Origin of the sequence: Mesorhizobium sp. M1307 (genome assembly GCF_040318155.1) — a bacterium.
GTDB lineage: Bacteria > Pseudomonadota > Alphaproteobacteria > Rhizobiales > Rhizobiaceae > Mesorhizobium.
Genome location: NZ_JAMYLR010000006.1, coordinates 1 through 23,144, shown reverse-complemented (window position 1 = coordinate 23,144; position 23,144 = coordinate 1). Strand labels below are relative to the sequence as shown.

The 23,144-nt window shown below is 63.7% G+C and carries 20 protein-coding genes; 7 read left to right on the top strand and 13 right to left on the bottom strand.

Annotation, left to right across the window (positions count from 1 at the left end):
- Nucleotides 1-70 precede the first annotated feature (70 nt).
- The 7 genes from NKH16_RS09800 to NKH16_RS09770 all read right to left on the bottom strand — a co-directional run bounded on the left by NKH16_RS09800 (nt 71) and on the right by NKH16_RS09770 (nt 7,403).
- Nucleotides 71-1,102 carry a BMP family protein gene (locus NKH16_RS09800; RefSeq protein WP_352451297.1) on the bottom strand — a complete coding sequence of 344 codons (1,032 nt, stop codon included), beginning with the start codon at nt 1,100-1,102 and terminating at the stop codon, nt 71-73.
- Nucleotides 1,103-1,254: 152 nt separating this feature from the next.
- Entirely contained in the window at nt 1,255-2,460 is a 1,206-nt protein-coding gene (pcaF, locus tag NKH16_RS09795) for a 3-oxoadipyl-CoA thiolase (protein WP_352742817.1), read from the bottom strand.
- A 142-nt stretch (nt 2,461-2,602) separates the two neighbouring features.
- Nucleotides 2,603-3,364 carry an SDR family NAD(P)-dependent oxidoreductase gene (locus NKH16_RS09790; protein ID WP_352742815.1) on the bottom strand — a complete coding sequence of 254 codons (762 nt, stop codon included), beginning with the start codon at nt 3,362-3,364 and terminating at the stop codon, nt 2,603-2,605.
- Between the two features lie 12 nt (nt 3,365-3,376).
- Nucleotides 3,377-4,189: an ABC transporter permease gene (locus tag NKH16_RS09785; protein WP_292657203.1), complete on the bottom strand. Its 813-nt coding sequence runs from the start codon at nt 4,187-4,189 to the stop codon at nt 3,377-3,379.
- The gene (locus tag NKH16_RS09780; protein ID WP_352451300.1) at nt 4,189-5,052 is read right to left on the bottom strand and encodes an ABC transporter permease; all 864 of its coding nucleotides are present in this window, start codon (nt 5,050-5,052) and stop codon (nt 4,189-4,191) included. Before NKH16_RS09780 ends, NKH16_RS09785 begins: the two co-directional genes overlap by 1 nt.
- Nucleotides 5,053-5,128: 76 nt before the next feature.
- Nucleotides 5,129-6,292, bottom strand: a complete 1,164-nt coding sequence (locus NKH16_RS09775) for an ABC transporter substrate-binding protein (protein ID WP_352451301.1) — start codon at nt 6,290-6,292, stop codon at nt 5,129-5,131.
- Nucleotides 6,273-7,403, bottom strand: a complete 1,131-nt coding sequence (locus tag NKH16_RS09770) for an ABC transporter ATP-binding protein (RefSeq protein ID WP_023678187.1) — start codon at nt 7,401-7,403, stop codon at nt 6,273-6,275. The genes NKH16_RS09775 and NKH16_RS09770 overlap by 20 nt, the downstream gene beginning before the upstream one ends.
- 114 nt (nt 7,404-7,517) lie before the next feature.
- Here NKH16_RS09770 and NKH16_RS09765 point away from each other — a divergent pair, with 114 nt between their 5' ends.
- The gene (locus tag NKH16_RS09765) at nt 7,518-8,330 is read left to right on the top strand and encodes a helix-turn-helix domain-containing protein (RefSeq protein WP_352451302.1); all 813 of its coding nucleotides are present in this window, start codon (nt 7,518-7,520) and stop codon (nt 8,328-8,330) included.
- A gap of 8 nt (nt 8,331-8,338) precedes the next feature.
- Here the strand turns inward: NKH16_RS09765 and NKH16_RS09760 are convergent, their stop codons facing one another.
- Nucleotides 8,339-10,408, bottom strand: coding sequence for a 3-hydroxyacyl-CoA dehydrogenase NAD-binding domain-containing protein (locus tag NKH16_RS09760; RefSeq protein WP_352451303.1), 2,070 nt, complete (start codon nt 10,406-10,408; stop codon nt 8,339-8,341).
- Nucleotides 10,409-10,616: 208 nt separating this feature from the next.
- Here NKH16_RS09760 and NKH16_RS09755 point away from each other — a divergent pair, with 208 nt between their 5' ends.
- A complete protein-coding gene (locus NKH16_RS09755; protein WP_352451304.1) occupies nt 10,617-11,330 on the top strand; it encodes a hypothetical protein in 714 nt (237 codons plus the stop codon).
- Here the strand turns inward: NKH16_RS09755 and NKH16_RS09750 are convergent.
- The 4 genes from NKH16_RS09750 to NKH16_RS09735 all read right to left on the bottom strand — a co-directional run bounded on the left by NKH16_RS09750 (nt 11,327) and on the right by NKH16_RS09735 (nt 15,834).
- Complete coding sequence (locus NKH16_RS09750) at nt 11,327-12,274, bottom strand: ABC transporter permease (protein ID WP_352456288.1); 948 nt, start codon at nt 12,272-12,274, stop codon at nt 11,327-11,329. The genes NKH16_RS09755 and NKH16_RS09750 overlap by 4 nt on opposite strands.
- Nucleotides 12,275-12,276: 2 nt before the next feature.
- Nucleotides 12,277-13,251 (bottom strand): ABC transporter permease, encoded by a 975-nt coding sequence (locus NKH16_RS09745; RefSeq protein WP_023678190.1) that lies wholly within the window; start codon nt 13,249-13,251, stop codon nt 12,277-12,279.
- Nucleotide 13,252: 1 nt separating this feature from the next.
- Entirely contained in the window at nt 13,253-14,746 is a 1,494-nt protein-coding gene (locus NKH16_RS09740) for a sugar ABC transporter ATP-binding protein (protein ID WP_352681931.1), read from the bottom strand.
- 74 nt (nt 14,747-14,820) lie between these two features.
- The gene (locus NKH16_RS09735; RefSeq protein ID WP_352742813.1) at nt 14,821-15,834 is read right to left on the bottom strand and encodes an ABC transporter substrate-binding protein; all 1,014 of its coding nucleotides are present in this window, start codon (nt 15,832-15,834) and stop codon (nt 14,821-14,823) included.
- Between the two features lie 218 nt (nt 15,835-16,052).
- Between NKH16_RS09735 and NKH16_RS09730 the strand changes: the two genes are divergently transcribed.
- The 5 genes from NKH16_RS09730 (at nt 16,053) to NKH16_RS09710 (ending at nt 22,333) form a co-directional block, all read left to right on the top strand.
- The gene (locus NKH16_RS09730; RefSeq protein ID WP_352742811.1) at nt 16,053-18,464 is read left to right on the top strand and encodes a glucan 1,4-alpha-glucosidase; all 2,412 of its coding nucleotides are present in this window, start codon (nt 16,053-16,055) and stop codon (nt 18,462-18,464) included.
- Between the two features lie 100 nt (nt 18,465-18,564).
- Complete coding sequence (gnd, locus tag NKH16_RS09725) at nt 18,565-19,581, top strand: phosphogluconate dehydrogenase (NAD(+)-dependent, decarboxylating) (RefSeq protein ID WP_352742809.1); 1,017 nt, start codon at nt 18,565-18,567, stop codon at nt 19,579-19,581.
- Between the two features lie 22 nt (nt 19,582-19,603).
- Nucleotides 19,604-20,980, top strand: a complete 1,377-nt coding sequence (gene zwf / locus NKH16_RS09720) for a glucose-6-phosphate dehydrogenase (RefSeq protein WP_352451309.1) — start codon at nt 19,604-19,606, stop codon at nt 20,978-20,980.
- A 19-nt stretch (nt 20,981-20,999) separates the two neighbouring features.
- Complete coding sequence (locus tag NKH16_RS09715) at nt 21,000-21,704, top strand: ROK family protein (protein ID WP_352623014.1); 705 nt, start codon at nt 21,000-21,002, stop codon at nt 21,702-21,704.
- 164 nt (nt 21,705-21,868) lie between these two features.
- The gene (locus tag NKH16_RS09710; RefSeq protein ID WP_352451311.1) at nt 21,869-22,333 is read left to right on the top strand and encodes a Ros/MucR family transcriptional regulator; all 465 of its coding nucleotides are present in this window, start codon (nt 21,869-21,871) and stop codon (nt 22,331-22,333) included.
- A gap of 364 nt (nt 22,334-22,697) precedes the next feature.
- On the opposite strand, the gene NKH16_RS09705 is transcribed toward NKH16_RS09710, so the two are convergent.
- On the bottom strand, nt 22,698-22,985 hold the full coding sequence (locus NKH16_RS09705) for a GIY-YIG nuclease family protein (RefSeq protein WP_352750783.1): 288 nt from the start codon (nt 22,983-22,985) through the stop codon (nt 22,698-22,700).
- Between the last annotated feature and the right edge of the window lie 159 nt (nt 22,986-23,144).

The window sequence follows — 23,144 nt, the reverse complement described above, 5'->3', positions numbered from 1 at the left end:
GGAGCGCGTCGCCGAGGACCCCACCCGGCCCTGCGGGCCACCCTCCCCTCAAGGGGGAGGGATGCGCCGCTCAGTCCGAGACCGGCGTATTCTCATCGACGTCGACGCGGAAATTGCCGTCGAGGATCTCGGCCTTCTTCTTCTCGACCAGTTCCTTGACCTCGGCCGGCAGCGTCTTGTCGAACTTGTGGTAGGGCGCGAGGTAGGAGCCGCCCTTGGCCATGCGCGAGAAATCGCCGTAATCCTGCGCGGTGAAGACGCCGGCCTTGACCAGCTTGATCGCCTGCTCGACGGTCGGATACATATCCCAGACCGGCCCGGTGATCACCGTGTCGGGGCCGAGGCTCGACTGGTCCGACATGTTGGAAATGGCGAGGATCTTCTTCTCCGCCGCCGCTTCGATGACGCCGAAGCGCTCGGCATAGATGACGTCGACGCCTGCGTCGATCTGGGCGACAGCCGCTTCCTTTGCCTTTGGCGGATCGAAGAACGAGCCGATGAAGGCGACCTTCTTCTTGATGTTGGGATTGACCTCCCTTGCGCCGGCAAAGAAGGCGTTGACCAGCCGGTTCACTTCCGGAATGCCCATCGCCGCGACGGCGCCGATCGTGCCCGATTTCGACATCTTTCCGGCGATCATGCCGGACAGATAGGCCGGCTCATGGATCCAGTTGTCGAAAACGCCGAAATTCGGCTCGGCCGGCCCGGCGCCGGAGCCGAACAGGAAGGCGGTCTTCGGGAACTGCTTGGCGGTCCTGCGCGATTCGCGCTCGGCGGCGAAGGCATCGCCCAGCACCAGCTCATAGCCGCCTTGCGCATATTCGCGCATGACGCGGCTGAAATCGGCGGTCTGCACCTTCTCCGACCATTTGTATTCGATGCCGAGTTCCTTCTCGGCCTTCTGCAGGGCAACATGGATCTGGTTGTCCCACGGCTCCTCGATCGGCGTGGCGAAGATCGCCGCCACTTTCAGCTTCTTGGTCTTGGCAAAGGCGCTGCCAGGCAGCATCGCTGCCGCTAGGCCGAGCGCGCCCAGCTCCAGCACGTTGCGTCGCGAAAGCCCTTCGCGTTTCGATTGGATTCTGCTCTTCCCGTTGTCCATTGCATGCCCCTCTGATTGGCGCCGTGTCGAGCCGGCTCTCTTCTCTGGAATATCGGCGAAGGAACTATGGAGCGGTGCCCGGCTTTTGTCCACATGGTCAAATTTGAGTGGGCGGAACGCGCCATTAAATGGCCCGGCAAATCGACGCTTGCTCACAATCTCTCCAGCGCCACCGCGATCCCCTGGCCGACCCCGATGCACATGGTGGCGAGGCCGTAGCGGCCGCCGCGTTCGCGCAGTTCCAATGCCGCCGTGCCGGTGATGCGCGCGCCGGACATGCCGAGCGGATGGCCGAGCGCGATGGCGCCACCATTCGGGTTGACGTGCGCCGCATCCTCGGCAATGCCGAGCTGGCGCAGCACGGCGATGCCTTGCGAGGCAAAGGCCTCGTTGAGCTCGATGACATCGAACTGTTGCGGCTCCAGGCCGAGCCGGGCACACAGCTTCTGCGTGGCCGGCACCGGACCGATGCCCATGATGCGCGGAGCGACGCCGGCGGTGGCACCACCGAGAATACGGGCGATCGGCGTCAACCCGTATCTTTTCACGGCGGTTTCCGAGGCGACGATCAGCGCCGCCGCGCCGTCATTGACGCCCGACGCGTTGCCGGCCGTGACCGTACCGCCTTGCCTGAAGGGCGTCGGCAATTTGGCCAGCGCCTCGACCGTCGTGCCCCCGCGGGGATGCTCATCTCTGTCGACAACGACCGGATCGCCCTTGCGCTGCGCGATCGTCACCGGCGTGATTTCCTTTGCCAGCCGGCCATTGGCTTGTGCGGCTACAGCCTTGTCCTGGCTGCGCACGGCAAATGCGTCCTGGTCGGCGCGGGAGACAGCGAACTCTTCCGCCACGTTCTCGCCGGTCTCCGGCATCGAATCGACGCCGTATTGCTTCTTCATCAGCGGATTGATGAAGCGCCAGCCGATCGTGGTGTCGTAAATCTCGGCATTGCGCGAAAAGGCGGTCTCTGCCTTCGGCAGCACGAACGGAGCGCGGCTCATCGATTCGACGCCGCCTGATATCATCAGCTCCGCCTCGCCGGCCTTGATGGCGCGGGCAGCAATTATCACCGCATCCATGCCCGAACCGCAGAGACGATTGACGGTCGAGCCGGAAACCTCCTTGGGCAGGCCGGCCAGCAGCAGCGCCATGCGCGCGACATTGCGATTGTCCTCGCCGGCTTGGTTGGCGCAGCCATAGACGACATCGTCGATGGCGGCCCAGTCGATGCCCGAATTACGCTCGACCAGCGCCCTCAGAGGTATCGCGCCGAGATCGTCGGCACGGACCGCCGACAACGAACCGCCGAAGCGTCCGATCGGCGTGCGGATGTAGTCGCAGATATAGGCCTCGGCCATTATGCAGCCTTCCCGTTTGCGCTGATGATTTCTGCTCCCGACCCAGCCATGTTGGCCGCATTCTCCTTGAGACGAAAGCACATCTCGCCGCCGACCGTTAGGCCAAAGAGAATTTCAGCTGCCGCCCACCGGGAGCGGCGGATCAGCCGATGCTTTCTCCACCGTCGATCACCAGCGCCTGACCGGTCATGAAGGACGAGCGGTCGGAGACGAGGAACAGGATCGCTTCGGCGATTTCCTCCGCGCTGGCCCAGCGCTGCATGGGAATTTTGGTGCGGACATAGTTCTCGATCGCCGCCCGCCCGCCCATCTGCGCGATGAACGGCTCGTTGAAGGGCGTATCGACCCAGCCGGGGCACAGCGCGTTGATGCGGACATTGTGTTTGGCATAGTCGAGCGACATCTGCCGGGTCATCGCCACCACTGCATGTTTTGACGTTGCGTAGGCAATCATTTCGCGGTCGTAGAACACACCCGAATTGGAGGCGGTATTCAGGATCACCCCGCCGCCTTGCGCGATCATCGACGGCATGACCAGCCTGGCCGCGAGGAACTGCGCCCGCACATTGATCCGCCAGGAGGCATCCATGCCGTCGGCGCCGACTTCGGTCAGCGTGCCGCCGACCTGGATCCCGGCATGATTGTGCAGGATGTCGATCCGTCGATGCCGGCCCAGCGTTCCCGCAATGAGCTGCTCGACCGCCGCATCCTCGCCGACGTCGGTGGCGATGGCCTCGGCCCGACCGCCGGCCGCACGAATGTCGGAAGCGGTTGCTTCCCCCGCCGCCTGGTCCCTGTCGGCGATCACCACGAGCGCGCCTTCCCTGGCCATCCTCATGGCGCCGGCACGCCCGATCCCCGACCCGGCACCCGTCACCACGGCGATGCGATCTCTCAGAATCATGTTTTCTATCTTTCAGTGTGATGGTTTTCGTTGCCGCAGTTGCCATTGGGCAAGCACCACGAGCAGAACGGAGGCGACGAGCACGATCGTCGCGATGGCATTGATCTCCGGCGTGACCCCGCGCCGGATCGAGGCGAAGACATAGATCGGCAATGTCGTCTGTGCGCCGGCGACGAAGAAAGCGACGATGAAATCGTCGAAGGAGAATGTGAAGGCGAGCAGGAAGCCGGCGATCACCGCCGGCATGATCTGCGGCAACACGATGCTGCGGAACGTCGTCAGCGGGGTAGCGTAAAGATCGCTCGAGGCCTCGACCAGATTGCGGTCGAGGCTGCCGAGGCGCGTGCCGACAATCATCGCCACCAGCGCCATCGAAAACAGCCCGTGCGCGGCGATGATCGAGCCATAGCCGAGCGCCAGGCGCGGTGGCTGGTCGTTCGGCCACAGCGAAGCGACAAACGGGTTGACCACCCCGAATAGCTGGACCAGCGCGACCAGCGTCGAGATGCCGATGACGACACCAGGAACGACGATCGCAGCACCCAAAAGCGCATCGAACACGGCTCGCGTCCGCGCGCCGACACGCGCCAGGCCAAGCGCGGCCGCCGTGCCGCACAGCGCCGCCAGCAAGGCGCTGGTCGTGGCGATGAACAGGCTGTTCTTCAGCGCTTCGACCAGGAACGGGTTTGCCAGGGCCTTGCCGTACCATTGCACCGAGAAGCCAGTGAACTCGCTGGCGTGGTGGCCGGCGTTGAACGAAAACAGCACCACCAGCGCGATCGGCAGGTAGAGAAAGGCAAAGACCGCAACGACGAAGGCACGCATCAGATCAGGTCCACCCGGCGGGCACCCGAAAGCCGGGTCGAAATGCGGTTCGCGGCAAGCAGCACGACCACTGAAACCGCCACAAGTGTGATGGCGATTGCCGATCCGAATGGCCAGTTGCGCGATTGCAGGAACAGATCGACCAGCGCGTTGCCGATGAAGAAGACCTTGCCGCCGCCGAGTAGCGTCGGGATCAGATATTCGCCGAGCAGCAGGATCATGACCAGCGAGAAGCCGGTCATCACACCTGGCAGCGACAGCCGCAGCGTCACGCCGAGGAATGTCGAGATCGGCGTCGCGCCGAGATCGGCGGAGGCCTCCAGCAGCCGGCGGTCGAGCCGCTCGAGGCTGACATAGATCGGCAGGATCATCAGCGGCAGATAACCATAGACGATGCCGAGCAGAACCGCTCCCGGCGTGTTGATCAGCCGCACGTCCTCCATCCCGACATAGGCCAGCAGAGCTGGGATGCCGCGCCCGCCAAGCACATACATCCAGGCATAGGTTCGCATCAGCAGGCTGGTCCAGAACGGGATGACGACAAGCGCCAGCAGGATCAGCCGCCACCGTTCGGGTGCGCGCAAAGCGAGGTAATAGGCGACCGGATAGGCAACGAGAAGACAGGCCAGTGCGCCCGCCGGCGCCAGCACCATGGTGTTCCAGAAGGCGGTCGCCCGCGCCGGAAGATTGGCAAACTGCGCCAAGGTGAAAGCGGCCTGATAGCCGCCTTCCGGCGCCCGCTCGCCGACGCTGAAAACGGCAATCGCCACGAACGGCAAAACTAAAAACACCACCAGCCACGCCGTTGCTGGACCGAGCAGCAGGGCGGTCAGGAGATTGTGACGGAGGACGTTGCTGCGCATTGAAAAAACCGCCCGGGTGCCGGCGGACATCTGTCCGCCGGGGAGTTGCCTGCATCGAGCCTGTGGCCTGCCCGGTTCAAGCCGACTTGAAGCGTGCCATCAATTCGGCCCGGCCCGGATCGGTTAGCGTCGCAGCCGCACCGAATTCGAGCGGCTTCAGCAGATCCGCCGCCGGATAGAGGATCGGATTGTCCAGCACCTCCTTGGGCAGCAGCGCATTGACCCGCGCATCGGTGGAAGGCGCACCGTTGGCCAGGTGCTCCTTGACCGCGACTTTCGGGTTCATCAAATAGTTGAGCAAGGCATAGCCGGCAGGCTTGTTCGGCGCATCCTTGGGTATTGCGTAGAAGTCGGTCCAGATCTCGCCGCCTTCCTTGCCAAGCACGTAGGCGATTTCGGGGATGTCGCGGTGGAGCTGCGCCCCGTCATTGGTCCAGCACATCGTCATCCACGCGTCGCCGGCACGCATCGACGGCTGGTAGTCGCTAGAGACCGCGAACAGATGCGGCTTGACCTTCAGCAGCAATTCCTCCGCCTTGGCGAGTTCCTCCGGCCTCAGCGAGTTGAACGAGAAGCCGAAATATTTCAGCGCGTTGCCGATCGTGGTCAGCTGGTAATCATGAACCATGGTCCGGCCGTCGCCCTCCGCCATGGCCGTGTCCCAGAATTCCTTCCAGCTCGTCATCGGCTTGGTCAGTTTCTTGGTGTTGACGGCAAATCCGGTGGTGCCCCAATTCTTCGGCACAGCGTAGGTCACCCCGTCGATGGTGCCTTCCCCAGTGAAGCGCGGGTCTTCTTGCGAGCCGTCATAATTGGCAAGCTTGGCCATATCCAGCGCTTCGATGATGCCAAGCTTCTTGTAAGTCGAGATCGTGTAGTTGGTCGGAACGAAAAGGCTCCAGCCCGAGGCGCCGGCCTGCAGCTTGGCCAGCATCTCCTCGTTTGACCCGAACACGTTCACCTCGACGGCAACGCCGGTTTCGGCCTTGAAATTCTCGAACGTCGCCGGGTCGTGATAATTGGGCCAGGTGGCAATCGACATGCGGTCGCCAAGCCCCTCCTGGGCGAAGGCTGGCGACGGCATGATGCCGAGTTCGCGGGCCATTACTGCCGTTGCGATGCCTAGGCCGGTGAGGCCAAGGAACTCGCGGCGGCCGATGGAACCGCGCTTGAGGCGCATCAACTGGTCGACGAATTTTTCAGGGCTTATCGGCAGTCCGTCACGATACGATTTCGACATTTTTGTTTTCCCTCTGGTTGGTCCCGTTATTCTCCGGAAACGCCAGCGGCGTTCCGGCTGTAAAGCCGACGGCGACGGGTTCACCCGGCTTGAAGAGATTTCCACCGCCAACCAGATGATCGGCCTTGGCGAGCAGCGTCCCGATGCCTTGGACCTCGATTGCATATTCCGCGGTGGAACCGAGAAAGATCCGGTTGCGGACAAGCCCGTTCAGCCGGCCGCTTCCGGGCGCGCCGAGACTTAAGGATTCAGGACGCAGGCTTACCGAGACGGCTTCGCCCTGGGCTAGCGAAGTGCGCTTGCGCGCGGCGATGACGGTGCCGTCGGCAAGCGCTACCTCGACGAGCTTGCCCGAGAGCCCGACGACCTTGCCGCTCAAGAGATTGGTCTTGCCGACGAAATCGGCGACGAAGAGGTCGGCGGGTTCGTCGTAGATTTCGCTCGGCTGCCCAAGCTGGACGATGCGCCCGCCATTCATGACGCAGACGAAATCGCTCATCGACAGTGCCTCTTCCTGATCGTGGGTGACCAGGACGAAGGTGATGCCGATCTCGCGCTGCAGGTTCTGCAGCTCTATCTGCATGTCGGTGCGCAGCTTCTTGTCGAGCGCCGCCAGGGGCTCGTCGAGCAGCAGCACCGCCGGCTTGTTGACCAGCGCCCGCGCCAGGGCGACACGCTGCTGCTGGCCGCCGGAAAGCTCATGGATCTTGCGGCGTCCATAGCCGGCAAGCCGAACCATGGCGAGCGCCTCGCCTGCCTTCAGGCTGATCTCCCGCGACGACAGGCGCGGCCGCGCCTGGCGTAGGCCATAGGCGACGTTGTCCGCCACATCCAGATGCGGAAACAACGCATATTGCTGGAACACCATGTTGACCGGCCGCCGATAGGGCGGCGTGCCGGCCATGTCGCGGCCACGGATGAATACCACACCTTCGCTTGGCTGTTCGAAACCGCCGATCATGCGCAAACAGGTTGTCTTGCCGCAGCCGGACGGCCCGAGCAACGCGACAAAGGCAGACGGCGGGATGGCAAGATCGATGCCGCTGACCGCGATCACGCTGCCGTAGCGTTTGGTGACCCCGCGAAACTCGATGTCGGGCACTGCGGTCAAAGCTGCGGGCTCCAGCGGCTAGTTGGTCTCGAAACGCTATCAGAGCCAATGGCGGCTAGTATATACCTCCCAGGTGGTATATTTCATCTATTTTCTCGTCTGGAGGGGTATGAATTGGGCGTTTCACGCAGGGATGAATACAGCCGGCTCGCTGCGCTCATCGCAGCGACGCGGGAGACGAGCGGCGAGCTTTTCGGCAAGGCGATGGTCGCCTGGCTCCGCCAGCATGTCAGCTTCGATCATTGCGTGATCTTCGGCTATCGCGGCGCCTCACGCCCGCCGCTGCTGTTCGAGACATTCTCGCCGGCCGAAAGCCACGTCTTCGTCGCGCTCTATCAGGAAGGGCCTTATCTGCTCGATCCGTTCCACCATGCGGCAGTCGAGCGCAAGGAAGGCTTTTGGCGCATGCGCGAATTGGCGCCGGATCGCTTCTATGCCAGCGAATATTACCGCTCCTATTACAGCCAGACCAGGCTTGCGGAGGAGGTCGGCTTTTTCGTGCCGCTGCCGGGAAAGGACGCGCTGGTGGTCTCGCTAATGCGATTGCGCGCTTCGGGGCCGTTCGGAACCGCCGATGCCAGGTTGCTGCGCGACATGGCGCCTGCGGTGATCAGCCTCGTCAGGCTGCGCTGGCCTACCCTTCCGGCTGACGGACCGGTTGGGACGAAGCAAGACGAGGCGATTGCTCCGGTCAGTGAGTTCGAACGTGCTCACATCTGGAAGAGCCTTTCGCTCACGCCGCGCGAGCAGCATGTCGTCGATCTGGTGCTTCAGGGCCATTCCACGGAATCGATTGCCAGGGCGATGCGCATCGTGCCGGGAACCGTAAAAGTTCATCGCCGCAACATTTACCGCAAGCTCAAGATAAAGTCGCAGGCGGGTCTGTTCGCGCGTTTTGTCGAGATCATGGACGCACGGATTCGGTAGTCCCAAGTTCAGCCGGCAGCGCCGTCCCAGGAATCGGTTTCGGCCATCTGCCTGAGCCGGGGTGCCACTCGAAAGACATCCTTGCCGGTCTGCTGGTGCCAGTGATCCAGCCGCCGGATGATCTTGTCCACGCCTTCGAGGCTCGCCCAGAACATCGGCCCGCCCTTGCCGACCGGGTAGCCGTAGCCGTTGACCCAGACGACGTCGATATCGGAGGCGCGGGCGGCAATCTTTTCCTTGAGGATTTTGGCGCCCTCGTTGATCATCGGATAGAGCGTCCGCTCGATGATCTCCTCGGCGCCGATCGCGCGCGGTGCAACACCGCGCTCGGCAGCCTTGTTGCGGATCAGCGCCTCGACATCGGGATCGGGCAGCGGCGTGCGCGAACCGCCTTCGTAGCGATAGAAGCCGCTGCCGGTCTTCTGGCCGAAATGTCCCTGTTCGCACAACGCATCGGCGATCACGGCCGTCTGGCCACGCGCCTTGCGGTTGCGCCAGCCTATGTCGAGGCCGGCGAGATCGCTCATCTCGAACGGCCCCATTGGCCAGCCGAAATCGGTGAACACCTGGTCGACCTGGCGCGGCATTGCGCCTTCCAGCAGAAGCGTCTCCAGTTCCGCACCGCGCGCCGCCAGCATGCGGTTGCCGACGAAGCCGTGGCAGACGCCGACGACGACCGGCACCTTGCCGATCCGCCGTGCCAGATCGACGATGGTCGCCAGCACGTCGGGCGAAGTCTTGTCGGCGCGGACGATTTCCAGAAGCTTCATGACGTTAGCCGGCGAAAAGAAATGCATGCCGAGGAGATCTTGCGGCCGCGACGTCGAAGCGGCGATTTCGCTGACGTCGAGATAGGAGGTGTTGGTAGCGAGGATCGCGCCCGGTTTGGCCACGGCATCCAGCCTGCCGAATACCTCCTTCTTGACCGCCATTTCCTCGAACACGGCCTCGACGATCAGGTCGCAATCGGCGAGGTCGGCATAGTCGGTGCTGCCCCTGAACAAATCCAGCCGCTCGCGCTTGGCGTCTTCGCTCAGCGAGCCGCGGATGACGGAAACGGCATAATTCTTGTTGATCGTCGCCAGCCCGCGCTGCAAAGCCTCGTGCGTCGCTTCCAGCAAGGTCACGGGGACGCCGCCGTTGGCGAACGCCATGGCGATGCCGCCGCCCATCGTGCCGGCGCCGATGACGCCGACCCGGGCGATCTTGCGCCTGACGACGTCCTTGCCGGCAATCTTTGCCGCCTCACGTTCAGCGAAGAACAAATGCCGCTGCGCGCGTGATTGGTCCCCGCCGACAAGCTTGACGAACAGGTCGCGCTCCGCCGCCAGCGCTTCGTCGAAGGGCAGCGTCAGGGCGTTGCGGACCGACTGCGCACAGGCGATCGGCGCCTCGAGGCCGCGTGCTTTGCCGGCAAGCACTGCCGCTTCCTTGTCGAACGCCGGCAAGTCGGCCTGGTCGAGGCGATCATTGCGGTCGCGCACCGGTGTGAACGGACCGCCTTTCGCGGCCGTTTCGCTGGCGAAACTCACCGCTTGCGCGGTCAGGTCGCCATCGAAGACGGCATCCACCAGGCCGGCGGCGAGCGCCTCGGCCGCACCGATCGGCGTTCCCGAAACGATCATGTTGAGTGCCTTCAGCGGACCAACCAGGCGCGGCAGGCGAACCGTGCCGCCGCCCCCCGGCAGCAGGCCGAGCTTGACTTCCGGCAGGCCGAGCCTTGCCGCTCGGTCGGCAACACGGAAATGGCAGCCGAGCGCCAGTTCCAGGCCGCCGCCGAGCGCAGTGCCGTGAATGGCCGCGACCGTCGGCTTGGCGATGGTTTCCAGCATGGCGACTAGGGCGCCCAGGTCCGGTTGCCGCGCCGGCTTGCCGAATTCGGTGATGTCGGCGCCGGCGACGAAGGTCCGCCCGGCGCATGCTATCACAATTGCTCCGACCGACGGCTCGTCGCGCAGGGAAACGAGCGCCTGCATCAGCGGCTCGCGCACATGGAAGCTCAGCGCGTTGACCGGCGGATTGTCGATGCTCACCACCGCGACGTTGCCGTGCCTTGTAGTGCTGACGAAATCGGACACGCAAACCTCTTGCAAACGATGCTGGCGAAGGCGCGATTGGCTTTACAGCGCCAATGCTCTCATGGAAACCGGTGTTTTCGTCGGTTCGATCGGTCGTCAGGACCGGCCGGTGGAGTCAGCCGGCGGGTAACGATTGACGACGTCGCTTTGGATGTAGAGAGTATCGATTCGAACACAACCAACATTTTGGCCGTCGCCAACACCAGGAATGACCAAAGAATTAGCGGGAGAGTCCACTGCCGTTCTTATGGACGAAGCCCGGTACGGCGATCATGACCACGATCTAAGCTACAGAGCCGGGCAGGAACTCCTAAGGAGATGGAGGCGAGGAGTTGATCTGGAATTTCTCGTCGGCCTCATGCAGTCCGAGAAATCCAGCGACCGGCTCCGCGCGGCTTACTGCCTTGGCGAGTTGGGCGAAGCAGTCGAAGTCCTGAAGATACCGGCAACGGAGTTTGCAAGCGACCCCCTCCCCGATTGCCGAGTTGCCTTCGTGAATTACATGTCTACGTCCGGCTACTACGACGAAGCGATCGCCAAGGCTTTGGCGAACTGCCTACTGGATCTTGACCTCTATGTGAGAACGACAGCGATCAAATGGGCGGTCCGCACGACGGTCGATAGACTGCAAGAGTTGTCTCGGCTGGTGTTGTCCGGAACTGGCCGATTTGAATTGAAATTTCGCAATCCGCTCAGCAACGACTTCTGGGAAAAAGCTGTTCGAGAACGCGGAATACGTGGCATCGAAATCATTCGGCGCTTGCGCGCTGGCGAAGAAATCCAGCACATCAGGAAGGGAGTGTCCGGAGAAGACAGCTTCGTTCTTGACAGCATTCTTTTTTCGAGAACCCGTGGGGAACGCTCTTCGAAATGGGAAAAAATGAAATCGAAAGATCGATCGCCCTCACCTGATTCTTGCTAGCGCAGCGCCTTCTGCCCACCGGCGGCGGTGATGACGCCGACGATGATCAGCCCGGTCAGCACCAGGCGGACGCCGACGCTCACGCCGAACGTGTTGAGCATGGTCAACAGCAGCACCAGGAACAGTGCCGCGCCCCAGACCCCCGGCACATTGGCCTTGCCGCCCGCCACCGACGTGCCGCCGATGACGACGACGGCGATCGAGGCCAGCAGATACTCATTGCCGATATCGACATTGGCGCCGCGGAAATAGCCGGCGAGCAGTGCGCCGTCGAGGCCGCCGAGCGCGCCCGACAGCGTGTAGGTGAGGAAGCGGGTGCGGCCGACATTGACGCCGGCCAGCCAGGCAGCGCGGATGTTCTGGCCGATCGCCAGCACCGAGCGTCCGTAGATCATGCGCTGCAAAACGATGCCGGCGCCGATGGTGAACAGCACGGTGAGGATCGCCAGCACCGGAATGCCGAAGATCTGCCAGTTGGTGAAATCGGCAAAGCCCGGCGGCGGCTTGATCTGCAGGCCCCGCCCATAGCTGATATCGACCGACTGGATGACGAAGCTGGCCGATAGCGTCGCGATGATCGGCGGAATGCGCAGCGCCCAGATCAGCAGGTAGTTGACGGCGCCGATCGCCATGCCGCAGGCCAGCGCTGCCAGCAGGCCGACCGCGATCATCGCATCATTGCCGTCCATGACCTTCATGGCGACGGCGCTGGCAAGGCCGATATTGGCCGGCAGCGACAGGTCGACATTGCCCGGCCCGAGCGTGATGACGAACATCTGGCCGACGCCGACGATGACGGTGAAGACGGCGAGCGACAGCGCCGCCGTGATCATGCCGCCGCCGCCATAGCCGCCGGTGAAGGCGATGGTCGCCAGCCACACCAGCAGCGCCCCGAAGAACGACCAGATCCAGGGTCTGGCGAGCAGTGTCCGCAGCGATGCCATGCTCACCTCTCCCTGCGGCTGATCAGCACCCGCGCCGCCAGCACGATGATCAGGATGGCGCCGTTGGCGGCCACCTGCCAGTCGGGCGGAATGTGCATGAACGTCAAGAGCGGCGATGCCGCCAGCGCCAGCGTCAGCGCGCCGATGACGGCGCCGATCGGCGACACCCGGCCGCCGACGAACTCGCCGCCGCCGAGGATGACGCCGGCGATCGAAAGCAGCGTGTAGCCATTGCCGATATTGGCATCGGCCGAGGTGGTGATGCCGATCAGCGCCATGCCGGACAAAACGCCGAACAGGCCGGTCAGCGCAAACAGCGCGATCTTGGTGCGCAGCAGCGACCAGCCGGCGCGCTTGAGTGCGGCTGAATTGCCGCCCGATCCACGCAGGATGACGCCGTAGGAGGTTCGCATCAGGCCAAAGTGGACGACGGCTGCGATCAGCAATGCCGCGATGATCGGGAACGGAATGAAGGGTGGCTTGAAGGCCATCAGCGCCAGCAGCCAGTCCGGCGCCTTGCCGCCGGGCTTGGGCAGGATGAGGATGGCCATGCCCTGCCAGACAAAACTCATGCCGAGCGTCACCACGATAGAGGGCAGGTTGCGCAGATGGATCAGCGCGCCGAGCAGCGCGTAGACGCCGATCGACCCGAGCAGGATCACGACGCCGAGCAGCGGCGCGTCCTTCAGCCATGTCGCCGTCACGCAGCCGACGAAGCCGACAAAGGTGCCGATCGACAGATCGAGCTCGTTGCCGGCGATGACGAACATCTGCGCGATCGTCGCCAGAGCGATCGGGATCGCCAGATTGAGCATCAGGCTGAAACCGAAATAGCTGATGGCGCGCGGGTTGAGCCAGGCGATGGCGATGAGCACCAGCGCCAGCGACAGTGCCGGCAGCAGGCTGCGCAGCATGCGCGCCCGCCTGGTGGCGCGAGCCGAAGATTTTAGCCCATTCTCGACGGATACCGCTGTCATCTCAGGCCGCATCGCCGAACGACGACTGGATGATCTTTTCCTCCGTCAGTTCGTCGCGACGAAGGTTGGCGACGATCCGGCCGTTCTTGAACACATAGATGTGGTCGCAATTGTCGAGCTCTTCGGTTTCGGTGGTGTACCAGAGGAAAGTGCGGCCATGGCGAGCCTCCTCGCGCACCAGGTCGTAGACTTCGAGCTTGGTGCCGATGTCGACGCCGCGCATCGGATCGTCCATCAGCACGATCTTGGCGTCGGAGCCGAGCGCCCGCGCGAACAGCGCCTTCTGCTGGTTGCCGCCGGACAGCGAGAAGATGTTGTTGTTCATGTCGGGCGTACGGATGCCGATTTTCCGCTGCCACAACTCGGCGAGCTCGGCTTCGCGCTGCGGCGAGATCAAGAGGCCGTTGCGCAATCGCGCCAGCGAACGGATGCCGATGTTCTCGGCAATCGACCATTGCGGAAAAATCCCGTCCGACTGGCGGTCGCCGGCAACCAGCGCCACCGGCGCGGTGACCTCGATGCCGGTCTTGGCACGGGAAGCCGCAGCAAAGATAGCCAGCAAAAGATCGGTCTGCCCATGCCCGGCAAGTCCGGCAAGGCCGATGATCTCACCGGCACGGGCGACGAGCTCGTTGCCGTCCTGCTGTCGCGCCGGGCGCGCCCGGACCCGCAGCGGACCGGGCTCCGGCTTGCCGCTCGCAATCTCTGCGGCGGTCTTCTCGCGCGCCTCCGCTCCGCCCATCGCCGTCACCAGCCTGTCGCGGTCGAAGGCGTCGGCCTGCCCGGCGGAGACCACTTTGCCGTCGCGCATCACCACGATCCGGTCGGCATTTCCGAGCACTTCGCCCAACACATGCGAGATCAGGATGCAGCTCTTGCCGGCGGCGATGAAGCGGCGCACGAACGCCAGCAGCTGGCCGGCGGTATGCGCGTCGAGCGAGGATGTCGGCTCGTCGAGGATAACCAGCTCAAGCGGCTCCTGCGTGACCGTGAAGGCGCGCGCCACCTCCACCATCTGCCGGCTGGTGATGGAAAGATCACCGACGATGTCGGATGCCGAGATGCTGTGGCCGGGGAAGATCTCGTCGAGCTTGGCAGCGATCAGATCGGCCACTTTGCGCCGCCAGCCGAAGCCATGCAGCGACGCGTGGTTGATCCGCGTGTTCTCGGCGACGCTGAGGTTCGGGCAGAGCGACAGCTCCTGGAACACACAGCGTATGCCGAGCTGCTGCGCGCGCGGCACCGAATAACTTGCCTCGACACCGCCGCGGACCGCGATCTGCCCGCTGTCGGGGGCAAGCGTGCCCGCCACCATATGCATGAGCGTCGATTTTCCGGCGCCGTTATGGCCGACGAGACCGACGCATTCTCCGGCACGAACGCTGAAATCGACACCGGCGAGCGCCCTGACGGCGCCGAAATGTTTTTCGGCTCCGTCCAGTCTTATGATGTCAAAACTGACGGCGCCGAAAAGCTTTTCGGCGCCGTCCGGCATGATGATGTCTGCATTGGCCTCGGGCATCCCTCAACGATACCCGGTTATCCGTGGCGGCAACAATAGCGCCATGCTCACTTGATGTTGGCCTTGATCGCCGCGACGGCGTCTTCCTGCGTGTATTCGTGGCTGGCGACGCCGCCCTTCGGAATCTTCGGCAGCGCGGCCTCGAAATCGTCCTGGGTGAAGGCAAGATAGGGCACCAGCAGGTCGTGCGGCACGTCGGTGCGGCCGTCGAGCACCTGCTGCGCCACCCAGAAGGCAAGCGTCGATACGCCCGGTGCGATCGATGCCGACCAGGTCTGGTAACCGTCCTTTTCCTTCTGCTCCTTCCACCACTGCAACTCGTCCTGGCGATTGCCCATGATGATGGTCGGGCGTGGCTTGCCGGCGGCGGCGAAAGCCTGCGCCGCGCCGTAGCCGTCACCGCCCTGGTCGACGACCCCGACAACATCCGGCAGCGAAGGCAGGATCGTCGCTACGGCTTTCTGTGCCGTGGTCTGGTCCCAGTCGCCGGTCACCGAGCCGACGATCTTGAACTCGGGATGGGCAGCGACGCCTTCGAGGATGCCGGCATGGATGGCATCGTCGATCGAGGTGCCGGCGAGGCCGCGGATTTCCAGCAGGTTGCCGCCCTTGGGCTGGAACTTGGCCATCTGCTCGACTTCCTGCTTGCCCATGTCCTTGAAGTCGACGACGACGCGGTAGGCGCAGGGTTCGGTGACGATGCCGTCGAAGGAGACGACGACGATGCCGGCGTCGCAGGCCTGCTTGATGGCGCCGTTGAGCGCATCCGGAGACGCCGCGTTGATGACGATCGCGTCATAGCCCTGCAGGATCAGGTTCTGCACTTGGGCTGCTTGCGTCGGCACTTCCTTGTCGGCCGTCGTGAAGACGTCCGCGGCGCCGACCACCTTGTCGGCAACCGCCTTCTTGGTAACGATGGCGTAGCTGTCCAGCATCGCCTGCCGCCAGGAATTGCCGGCGTAATTGTTGGAGAAGGCGATTTTCTTGCCGCTGGTGTCGGCAAACGCGGTACCTGCGGCGAGCATCGCCGCAAGAGCCCCCAAAACGAATATTTTCCTCATGTCATACTCCTCCCGTGAGTTGCTGTCTTACTGGTGGTTAATGGCTGGCTGGTGGGTATTGGCTGATACGCTCACAATCTTGTTTTTTATCTATTATCAGACAAATGCAGATAGGCGGCAAGCTGTCAACAGCAATCCATGGCCGGCGATCAACTTGCGGTGCAATCATTGAAACCGGTTCGACTCCTGGTCTAGGGATGGCACTGGAGACCGATTGAATGGCAACGAACCTTGCCCCGGGTGCACCCGGCATTCCGGCACGCTGGACGTCGAGCGCCAAGAGCGGCGTCGGCACCGCGCTCTCGCCGGCCTGCCCGATCTGGTTCACCATCAGCCACGGTATCCTCAACGAGATCTACTACCCGCGCCTCGATAGCGCCTGCACCCGCGATCTGGGGCTGATCGTCACCGGACCCGACGGCTATTTCTCGGAAGAAAAACGCGACGCCGAACACAGTATCGAACCCCTGGCGGACGGGGTGCCTGCCTACCGGCTGGTCAACACCGCAAGCGATGGAACCTACAGGATCGAAAAGCGCATCCTGACGGATCCGGAACGTCCCGTCTTGCTGCAGGAGATTATGTTCACGCCGCTCAAAGGCGCGGCCGCCGACTACCGCGTCTACGCGCTGCTGGCACCGCACCTCGTCAACGCCGGCATGGGCAACACCGCCTGGATCGACGACCATGAAGGACAGCCTGTCCTGTTTGCATCGGGACGCGGCACCTGCCTGGCGCTCGCCTCGTCGCTGCCGTGGAAGGTGTGCTCGGCCGGCTATGTCGGCGTCTCCGACGGCTGGCAGCAGCTTCGTCAAGGCGGCCGGCTCGATCCGGCCTGCCGCAGGGCCGAGGACGGCAATGTCGCGCTGACCGGCGAGATCGCCTTTTCGGCTGCGAACCCAAAAATATTGCTGGCACTGGGCTTCGGCGCGACGCCGCAACAGGCGGCGCAAACTGCTTTCGCCAGCCTGAAGCAAGGTTTTGGGCCCGCAGCCAGATCCTACGTCGACAAATGGCGCAAATGGCAGGCCGGATTGCTGCCGCTGGACCGGCATGCGGCGTCCGGCCTCAACAGCTACCGCCTCAGCACGGCGGTGCTGGCGGCACACCGCTCGTCTGCCGGAGCAGCCGTTGCCAGCCTGTCGATCCCGTGGGGCTTCAACAAGGGCGACGACGACCTCGGCGGCTATCACCTGGTCTGGCCGCGCGATCTGGTCGAAACCGCCGGCGGCTTCCTCGCCGCCGGCGACCCGGCGGAAGCCTTGCGCATCCTTGGCTATCTGCGCGCGATCCAGGAGCCGGACGGCCGTTGGCCGCAGAACGCCTGGCTCGACGGATCGGCCTATTGGCCGGGCATCCAGATGGACGAATGCGCCTTCCCGCTGCTGCTTGCCGACGCACTGCGCCGCGCCGGGCATTTGCCGCCTGCCGCACTCTCCTCGTTCATGCCGATGATCGAGCGCGCTGCCGCCTATGTCGTGCGCAACGGCCCGGTCACCGGCGAGGACCGCTGGGAAGAAGACGCCGGCTACAGCCCGTTCACACTTGCGGTCGAGATCGCCGCATTGCTAGCGGCTGCCGACATGTTCGATGCCGCCAGCAAAACAGAGCCGGCAAACTATCTGCGCGAAACCGCCGATGTCTGGAACGATCAGATCGAACGCTGGACCTACGTCGCCGGTAGCTCCTCGGGCGATGAAGCCGGCGTCGAGGGCCACTATGTCCGCATTGCGCCGCCCGACAAAGCCGGCGCGGCATCGCCGAAAGACGGCTACGTCCCGATCAAGAACCGCCCGCCGGCGGATACGGACCGGCCGGCCAAGGCGATCGTCAGCCCCGATGCGCTGGCGCTGGTCCGCTTCGGCTTGCGGGCAGCCGACGATCCGCGCATCCTCGACACGGTCAAGGTCATCGACGCGCAATTGCGCTGCGAACTGCCGCAGGGCCCGCTCTGGTACCGCTACAATGGCGATGGCTATGGCGAGCATGCCGACGGCGCGCCCTTCGATGGAACCGGCCGGGGCCGGCCCTGGCCGCTGCTGGTCGGCGAGCGCGCTCATTACGAGCTGGCGGCAGGCCGTAGGGATAGTGCGGCAAGCCTGCTCAGGACGTTCGAGAACTCTGCCGGACCGGGCGGCCTGCTACCGGAGCAGGTCTGGGACGGTCCCGACATGCCGGAGCGCGAATTGCGGCATGGCGGGCCCTCCGGCAGCGCCAAGCCGCTGGTCTGGGCGCATTCCGAGCACATCAAGCTGCTGCGGTCGCTGCGCGACGGCACGGTGTTCGACATGCCGCCGCAAGGCGTCAAGCGCTATATCGAGGGCAGGACGGTGTCGCGCTTCAGGGCATGGCGCTTCAACCACAAGATCCGTACCATCCCGGCAGGCAAGGCGCTGCGCATCGAACTTCTGGCCCGGGCGGTGGTTCATTGGAGCAGCGACAATTGGGCAACCGTCCATGACACCGAGACCAGCGCGAATGCTTTCGGCATCCATCTTGCGGAATTGCAGGTTGCCGAGATTGCTCCGGGCAATAGCCCGGGCAATAGCATTGTCTTCACTTTCTTCTGGCCCGATAGCGGCCATTGGGAGAATGCTGGCTTTTCTGTCGGCATCGGCGATACCGGATAGAGCATGATCCCGCAAAGTGGAGACCGGTTTTCGGAAAAGATCATGCTTCAATCACAGCGCCACTAGATCATCGATCCCTCAAGTAAGGCAGGACGAGACCATGCAGATAGGAATGATGGGACTGGGCCGGATGGGCGCCAACATGGTTCGGCGCCTGCTGCGTGATGGCCACGAATGCGTCGTCTACGATATTAACCCGGCGAGCGTCGCCGCGCTTGTGAGCGCCGGCGCGGTCGGAGCCGCCTCGATGGAGGAGTTCGTCGGCAAGCTGGCGAAGCCGCGCAGCGCCTGGCTGATGCTGCCGGCGGCGATCACCGGCAAGATCGTCGACCAGGTGGCTGCCCTGATGGAGCCGGGCGACATCATCATAGACGGCGGCAATTCCTATTATCACGAGGCCGTCGACCACGCCGCGCGCCTCGCCTTGAAAGGCTTGAGCTATGTCGATGTCGGCACCAGCGGCGGTGTCTGGGGCCTCGAGCGCGGCTACTGCCTGATGATCGGCGGCCCCGACAGCGCGGTCCAGCATCTCGATCCGGTCTTTGCAACGCTGGCGCCCGGCGCCGACGCCGCTTCGCCTGCCCCTGCCAAGGACGCCGGAACCGCTCCCTTCGGCTATCTCCATTGCGGGCCGAGCGGCGCCGGCCATTTCGTCAAGATGGTCCATAACGGCATCGAATATGGCGTCATGGCCGCCTATGCCGAAGGCATGAACATCCTGAAATCGGCGAATGCCGGCAAACGGCAGCGCACCGCCGACGCCGAAACCAGCCCGCTCGAAAACCCGCAATATTACCAGTTCGACATCGACATCGCTGAAGTGGCCGAGGTCTGGCGGCACGGCAGCGTCATCGGCTCGTGGCTGCTCGACCTGACGGCCGGCGTACTGAAGGCCGATTCGTCGTTGACGCAGTTCGGCGGGCGGGTCTCGGATTCCGGCGAAGGCCGCTGGACGCTGAAGGCGGCGATCGACACCGGCGTGCCGGCGCCGGTGCTGTCCTCGGCGCTGTTCGACAGGTTCTCCTCGCAAGGCGAATCCGAATTCGCCGACAAGCTTCTGTCCGCCATGCGCTATGCCTTTGGCGGCCATGTCGAAAAACCCAAGGCCGGCTTGTGACGGGCGACAGGGAGGCACGCCCATGAGCCAGGAACGATCGGACACGCTGGTGCTTTTCGGCGCCACCGGCGATCTCGCCCACAAGAAGATCTTCCCCGCCCTTTACGCCATGGTGGCCAAAGGGACGCTGAACGAGCCGGTGATCGGCGTCGCCTTCGATCCCTGGGACCTCGCCAAGCTGCAGGCGCGCGCCCGCGACGGCATCGTCAACGCCTTGGGCAGCATCGACGACAAGATCTTTGCCAGGCTTGCATCGCTGCTGCGCTATGTCAGCGGCGACTATCGGGCGCCTGCGACCTTCGAGAAGCTGAAGACCGCGCTCGGCAGCGCTGAGCGGCCGCTGCACTATCTGGCGGTGCCGCCGGCGATGTTCGAGGTGGTCGTCCAGGGGCTGGAGCAGTCGGGCGCCGCCCAGGGCGCGCGCCTGATGGTGGAAAAGCCGTTCGGCCACGATCTGCAATCGGCGCGCTGGCTGAACCGGGTGCTGCATCTGGTCTTCGACGAGAAGTCGATCTTTCGCATCGACCATTATCTCGGCAAGGAGGCGATCCAGAACCTGCTCTATTTCCGCTTCGCCAACTCCTTCCTCGAGCCGATCTGGAACCGCAATTACGTCGAGAGCGTGCAGATCACCATGGCCGAGGATTTCGGTGTCGAGGGCCGCGGCCGCTTCTATGACGAGGTCGGCTGCATTCGCGATGTCATCGAAAACCATCTGCTCAACATCCTCTTGCTGCTCGCCATGGAACCGCCGGTCGGCCGCTCGGCCGACGATCTCATCGACGAGAAGGTGCAGGTCCTGCGGGCGATCCGGACGCTGACCAGGGACGATGTGGTGCGCGGCCAGTTCGACGGCTATCTCAACGAGCCGGGCGTGGCGCCGAACTCGCCGGTCGAGACCTTCGCGGCGGTGCGCTTTTTCGTCGATACCTGGCGCTGGCAGGATGTGCCGTTCTTCATTCGCGCCGGCAAATCCCTGCCGGTGCACGCCACCGAGGTCATCGTGCGGCTGAAGCGGCCGCCGCTCGACGTCTTCGATCCGATCAAGCCCGGCGACTGCAATCACGTGCGCTTCCGCATCGATCCTCAGGTGGCAATCTCGATCGGAGCCCGGCGCAAGGCGCCCGGCGATGACATGGTCGGTGAGCAGGTCGAGCTCACCGCGCTGGACGATTCGAAGGGCGACATGCCGCCTTACGAGCGGTTGATCGGCGACGCCATGAACGGCAACGGCCAGCTGTTCACCCGCCAGGACGCCAGCGAGCTCGCCTGGCGCATCGTCGGCCCGGTGCTCGGCGACACCACGCCGCCCCCTGTCTACGCGCCAAAGACGTGGGGGCCGGCCGAAGCCATGGCTGGATTCGGGCCGCCGAACGGCTGGATCAATCCAGCGAAATGAGTTCTGGGAGGCGAAAGCGATGGCCAAGGCGGTGAAGCAACCGGCATCGGAGGAAGAAAAGATCGTGCTTGCGATCGATATCGGCGGCTCGCACGTCAAGATCCGCACCAGCGCCGGCGGCGACGAGCGCAAGACCGCTTCCGGACCGGAGCTTACGCCGCAGCAGATGGTCGCGGCGGTGAAGACGCTCGCCGAAGGGCTGCACTACGATGTCGTCTCGATGGGCTATCCGGGCCCGGTGCACCACAACCGGCCGCTGACCGAACCCGCCAATCTCGGCAAGGGCTGGGTCGGCTGCGATTTCGCCGCCGAGTTCGGCAAACCGGTCAAGGTCGTTAACGATGCGCTCATGCAGGCCATCGGCAGTTATGAGGGCGGCCGCATGCTGTTCCTTGGCCTCGGCACCGGCCTGGGGGCCGCGATGATCGTTGATAACGTTGCCCAGCCGATGGAGCTTGCCCATCTTCCCTACAAGAAGCGCGGCAGTTTCGAAGACTATGTCGGCGAACGCGGCCTGCAAAAGCGCGGCAAGAAGAAATGGCGCAAACACGTCTTCGACGTGGTCGACCGGCTTCGCGCCGCCATGCAGCCGGATTACGTGGTCATCGGCGGCGGCAATGTCGACGAACTCACCGACTTGCCCGCCGATTGCAGACGCGGCGACAACACACGCGCCTTCGAGGGCGGATTTCGACTATGGCGCGACAAATCCCTGATTATTTGATATTGCTGATTGTCTGATATTATCGAGCACCGGCTCAGGGTTGTTAATCCCGCGCTGCCGTTAGTATTATTATTCAAAATAATGTGTGACGTGGTGCGGCGTCATTGCATTGCGCAGATTTGCCGACTAGAAATTTCTGCGACCCCCATGGACGGAGAGATAGATTGACCGACGACAACAACAACGCTCGCAAAGACATCGACCTGCTCGAGCTGACCGCCCATATCGTCTCCGCATACGTCGAGAAGAACCGCTTGCCGGCTTCCGGCCTCGGCGATCTCATCGCCAGCGTCAGCGCTGCCATAGGCGGGCTCGGGCAACCGGCAGTGCCGGTCGCCGCGCCGCTGACGCCTGCCGTCAATCCCAAGAAATCGGTGACGCCGGACTACATCATCTGTCTCGAGGACGGCAAGAAGTTCAAATCCTTGAAGCGCCATATCGGCGTTCATTTCGGGCTGACGCCCGACGCCTATCGCGCCAAATGGGGCCTGCCGTCGGACTACCCGATGGTCGCCCCCAACTACGCGGCCTCGCGTTCGCAGCTGGCCAAGGCGATCGGTCTCGGCCGCAAAGCCCCCCCGCCCACGCCCGTCAAGGGCCGGGGCAGGAAAGCCAAGGCGACGGCTTGATACCATTGGATCGAGCGGGATGCACATTGAACGCGTTCTGCTGATCGGTCTGTTGGTGTTCAGCGGAAGCTGCGACGCTCGAAGCTAACGGCATAGCATCCTAGGGTCTGCGCCGCGTCGCTTCGCTCCTTGCTCCGCCCTAGGACGAAGGTAGGATGGCTGAAGGCTAATCGCTGATATCGGAGAGGGGCAGCGCGTCCGGTGTATCGGACGACGATTGATGGCGAATTACAAGCTCTCGAGATTGGCCGAACACCCCTCCACTTCGTCATCCCAGGGCGGAGCAAGGAGCGAAGCGACGCGGCGCAGACCCTGGGATCCATGCCGTTACCTCGCGGCAGTGCGCCTGCGGACCAGAACCGAACTACCACCCCGTTCCGCGAAAAAGCTCGAACCACTCTGGGTTGGTCTTCTCGATCAGCTCGATCTTCCATTGGCGCGGCCAGCGCTTCAGCGACTTCTCGCGCTGAATGGCGTCACGAATGTCGAAATGTTCCTCGTACCAGACCAGGCGCTGCACGCCGTAGCGGCCGGTGAAGTGCGAACCTTGGGCGGATTTGTGCTCCGGCATGCGGCGGCCGAGATCGTTGGTGACGCCGATGTAGATCGTGCCGCGCTTCTGGCTCGCGGTCATGTAGGTATAGCCGGTCATGGCTGAAGGGTAGCTGGCACAGTTGCGGATACAAGCGCCGTTCTGAGCCGCTGTATTCTTCGGCTGACGTCACGGCATGATGGGGTGGACGGCGCCCGACGGCATCGGATGTGCCAGAATGAGTTCGTTGAGATCTCAAACAAGGGAGCCGTCCGTGGA

Bases quoted from the DNA above. Each gene is read 5' to 3' on its own strand.
- NKH16_RS09800 (WP_352451297.1), bottom strand. From the start codon at position 1,102: ATGGACAACGGGAAGAGCAGAATCCAATCGAAACGCGAAGGGCTTTCG.
- pcaF (WP_352742817.1), bottom strand. From the start codon at position 2,460: ATGGCCGAGGCCTATATCTGCGACTACATCCGCACGCCGATCGGACGC.
- NKH16_RS09790 (WP_352742815.1), bottom strand. From the start codon at position 3,364: ATGATTCTGAGAGATCGCATCGCCGTGGTGACGGGTGCCGGGTCGGGG.
- NKH16_RS09785 (WP_292657203.1), bottom strand. From the start codon at position 4,189: ATGCGTGCCTTCGTCGTTGCGGTCTTTGCCTTTCTCTACCTGCCGATC.
- NKH16_RS09780 (WP_352451300.1), bottom strand. From the start codon at position 5,052: ATGCGCAGCAACGTCCTCCGTCACAATCTCCTGACCGCCCTGCTGCTC.
- NKH16_RS09775 (WP_352451301.1), bottom strand. From the start codon at position 6,292: ATGTCGAAATCGTATCGTGACGGACTGCCGATAAGCCCTGAAAAATTC.
- NKH16_RS09755 (WP_352451304.1), top strand. From the start codon at position 10,617: ATGACCAAAGAATTAGCGGGAGAGTCCACTGCCGTTCTTATGGACGAA.
- NKH16_RS09750 (WP_352456288.1), bottom strand. From the start codon at position 12,274: ATGGCATCGCTGCGGACACTGCTCGCCAGACCCTGGATCTGGTCGTTC.
- NKH16_RS09745 (WP_023678190.1), bottom strand. From the start codon at position 13,251: ATGACAGCGGTATCCGTCGAGAATGGGCTAAAATCTTCGGCTCGCGCC.
- NKH16_RS09740 (WP_352681931.1), bottom strand. From the start codon at position 14,746: ATGCCGGACGGCGCCGAAAAGCTTTTCGGCGCCGTCAGTTTTGACATC.
- NKH16_RS09735 (WP_352742813.1), bottom strand. From the start codon at position 15,834: ATGAGGAAAATATTCGTTTTGGGGGCTCTTGCGGCGATGCTCGCCGCA.
- NKH16_RS09730 (WP_352742811.1), top strand. From the start codon at position 16,053: ATGGCAACGAACCTTGCCCCGGGTGCACCCGGCATTCCGGCACGCTGG.
- gnd (WP_352742809.1), top strand. From the start codon at position 18,565: ATGCAGATAGGAATGATGGGACTGGGCCGGATGGGCGCCAACATGGTT.
- zwf (WP_352451309.1), top strand. From the start codon at position 19,604: ATGAGCCAGGAACGATCGGACACGCTGGTGCTTTTCGGCGCCACCGGC.
- NKH16_RS09715 (WP_352623014.1), top strand. From the start codon at position 21,000: ATGGCCAAGGCGGTGAAGCAACCGGCATCGGAGGAAGAAAAGATCGTG.
- NKH16_RS09705 (WP_352750783.1), bottom strand. From the start codon at position 22,985: ATGACCGGCTATACCTACATGACCGCGAGCCAGAAGCGCGGCACGATC.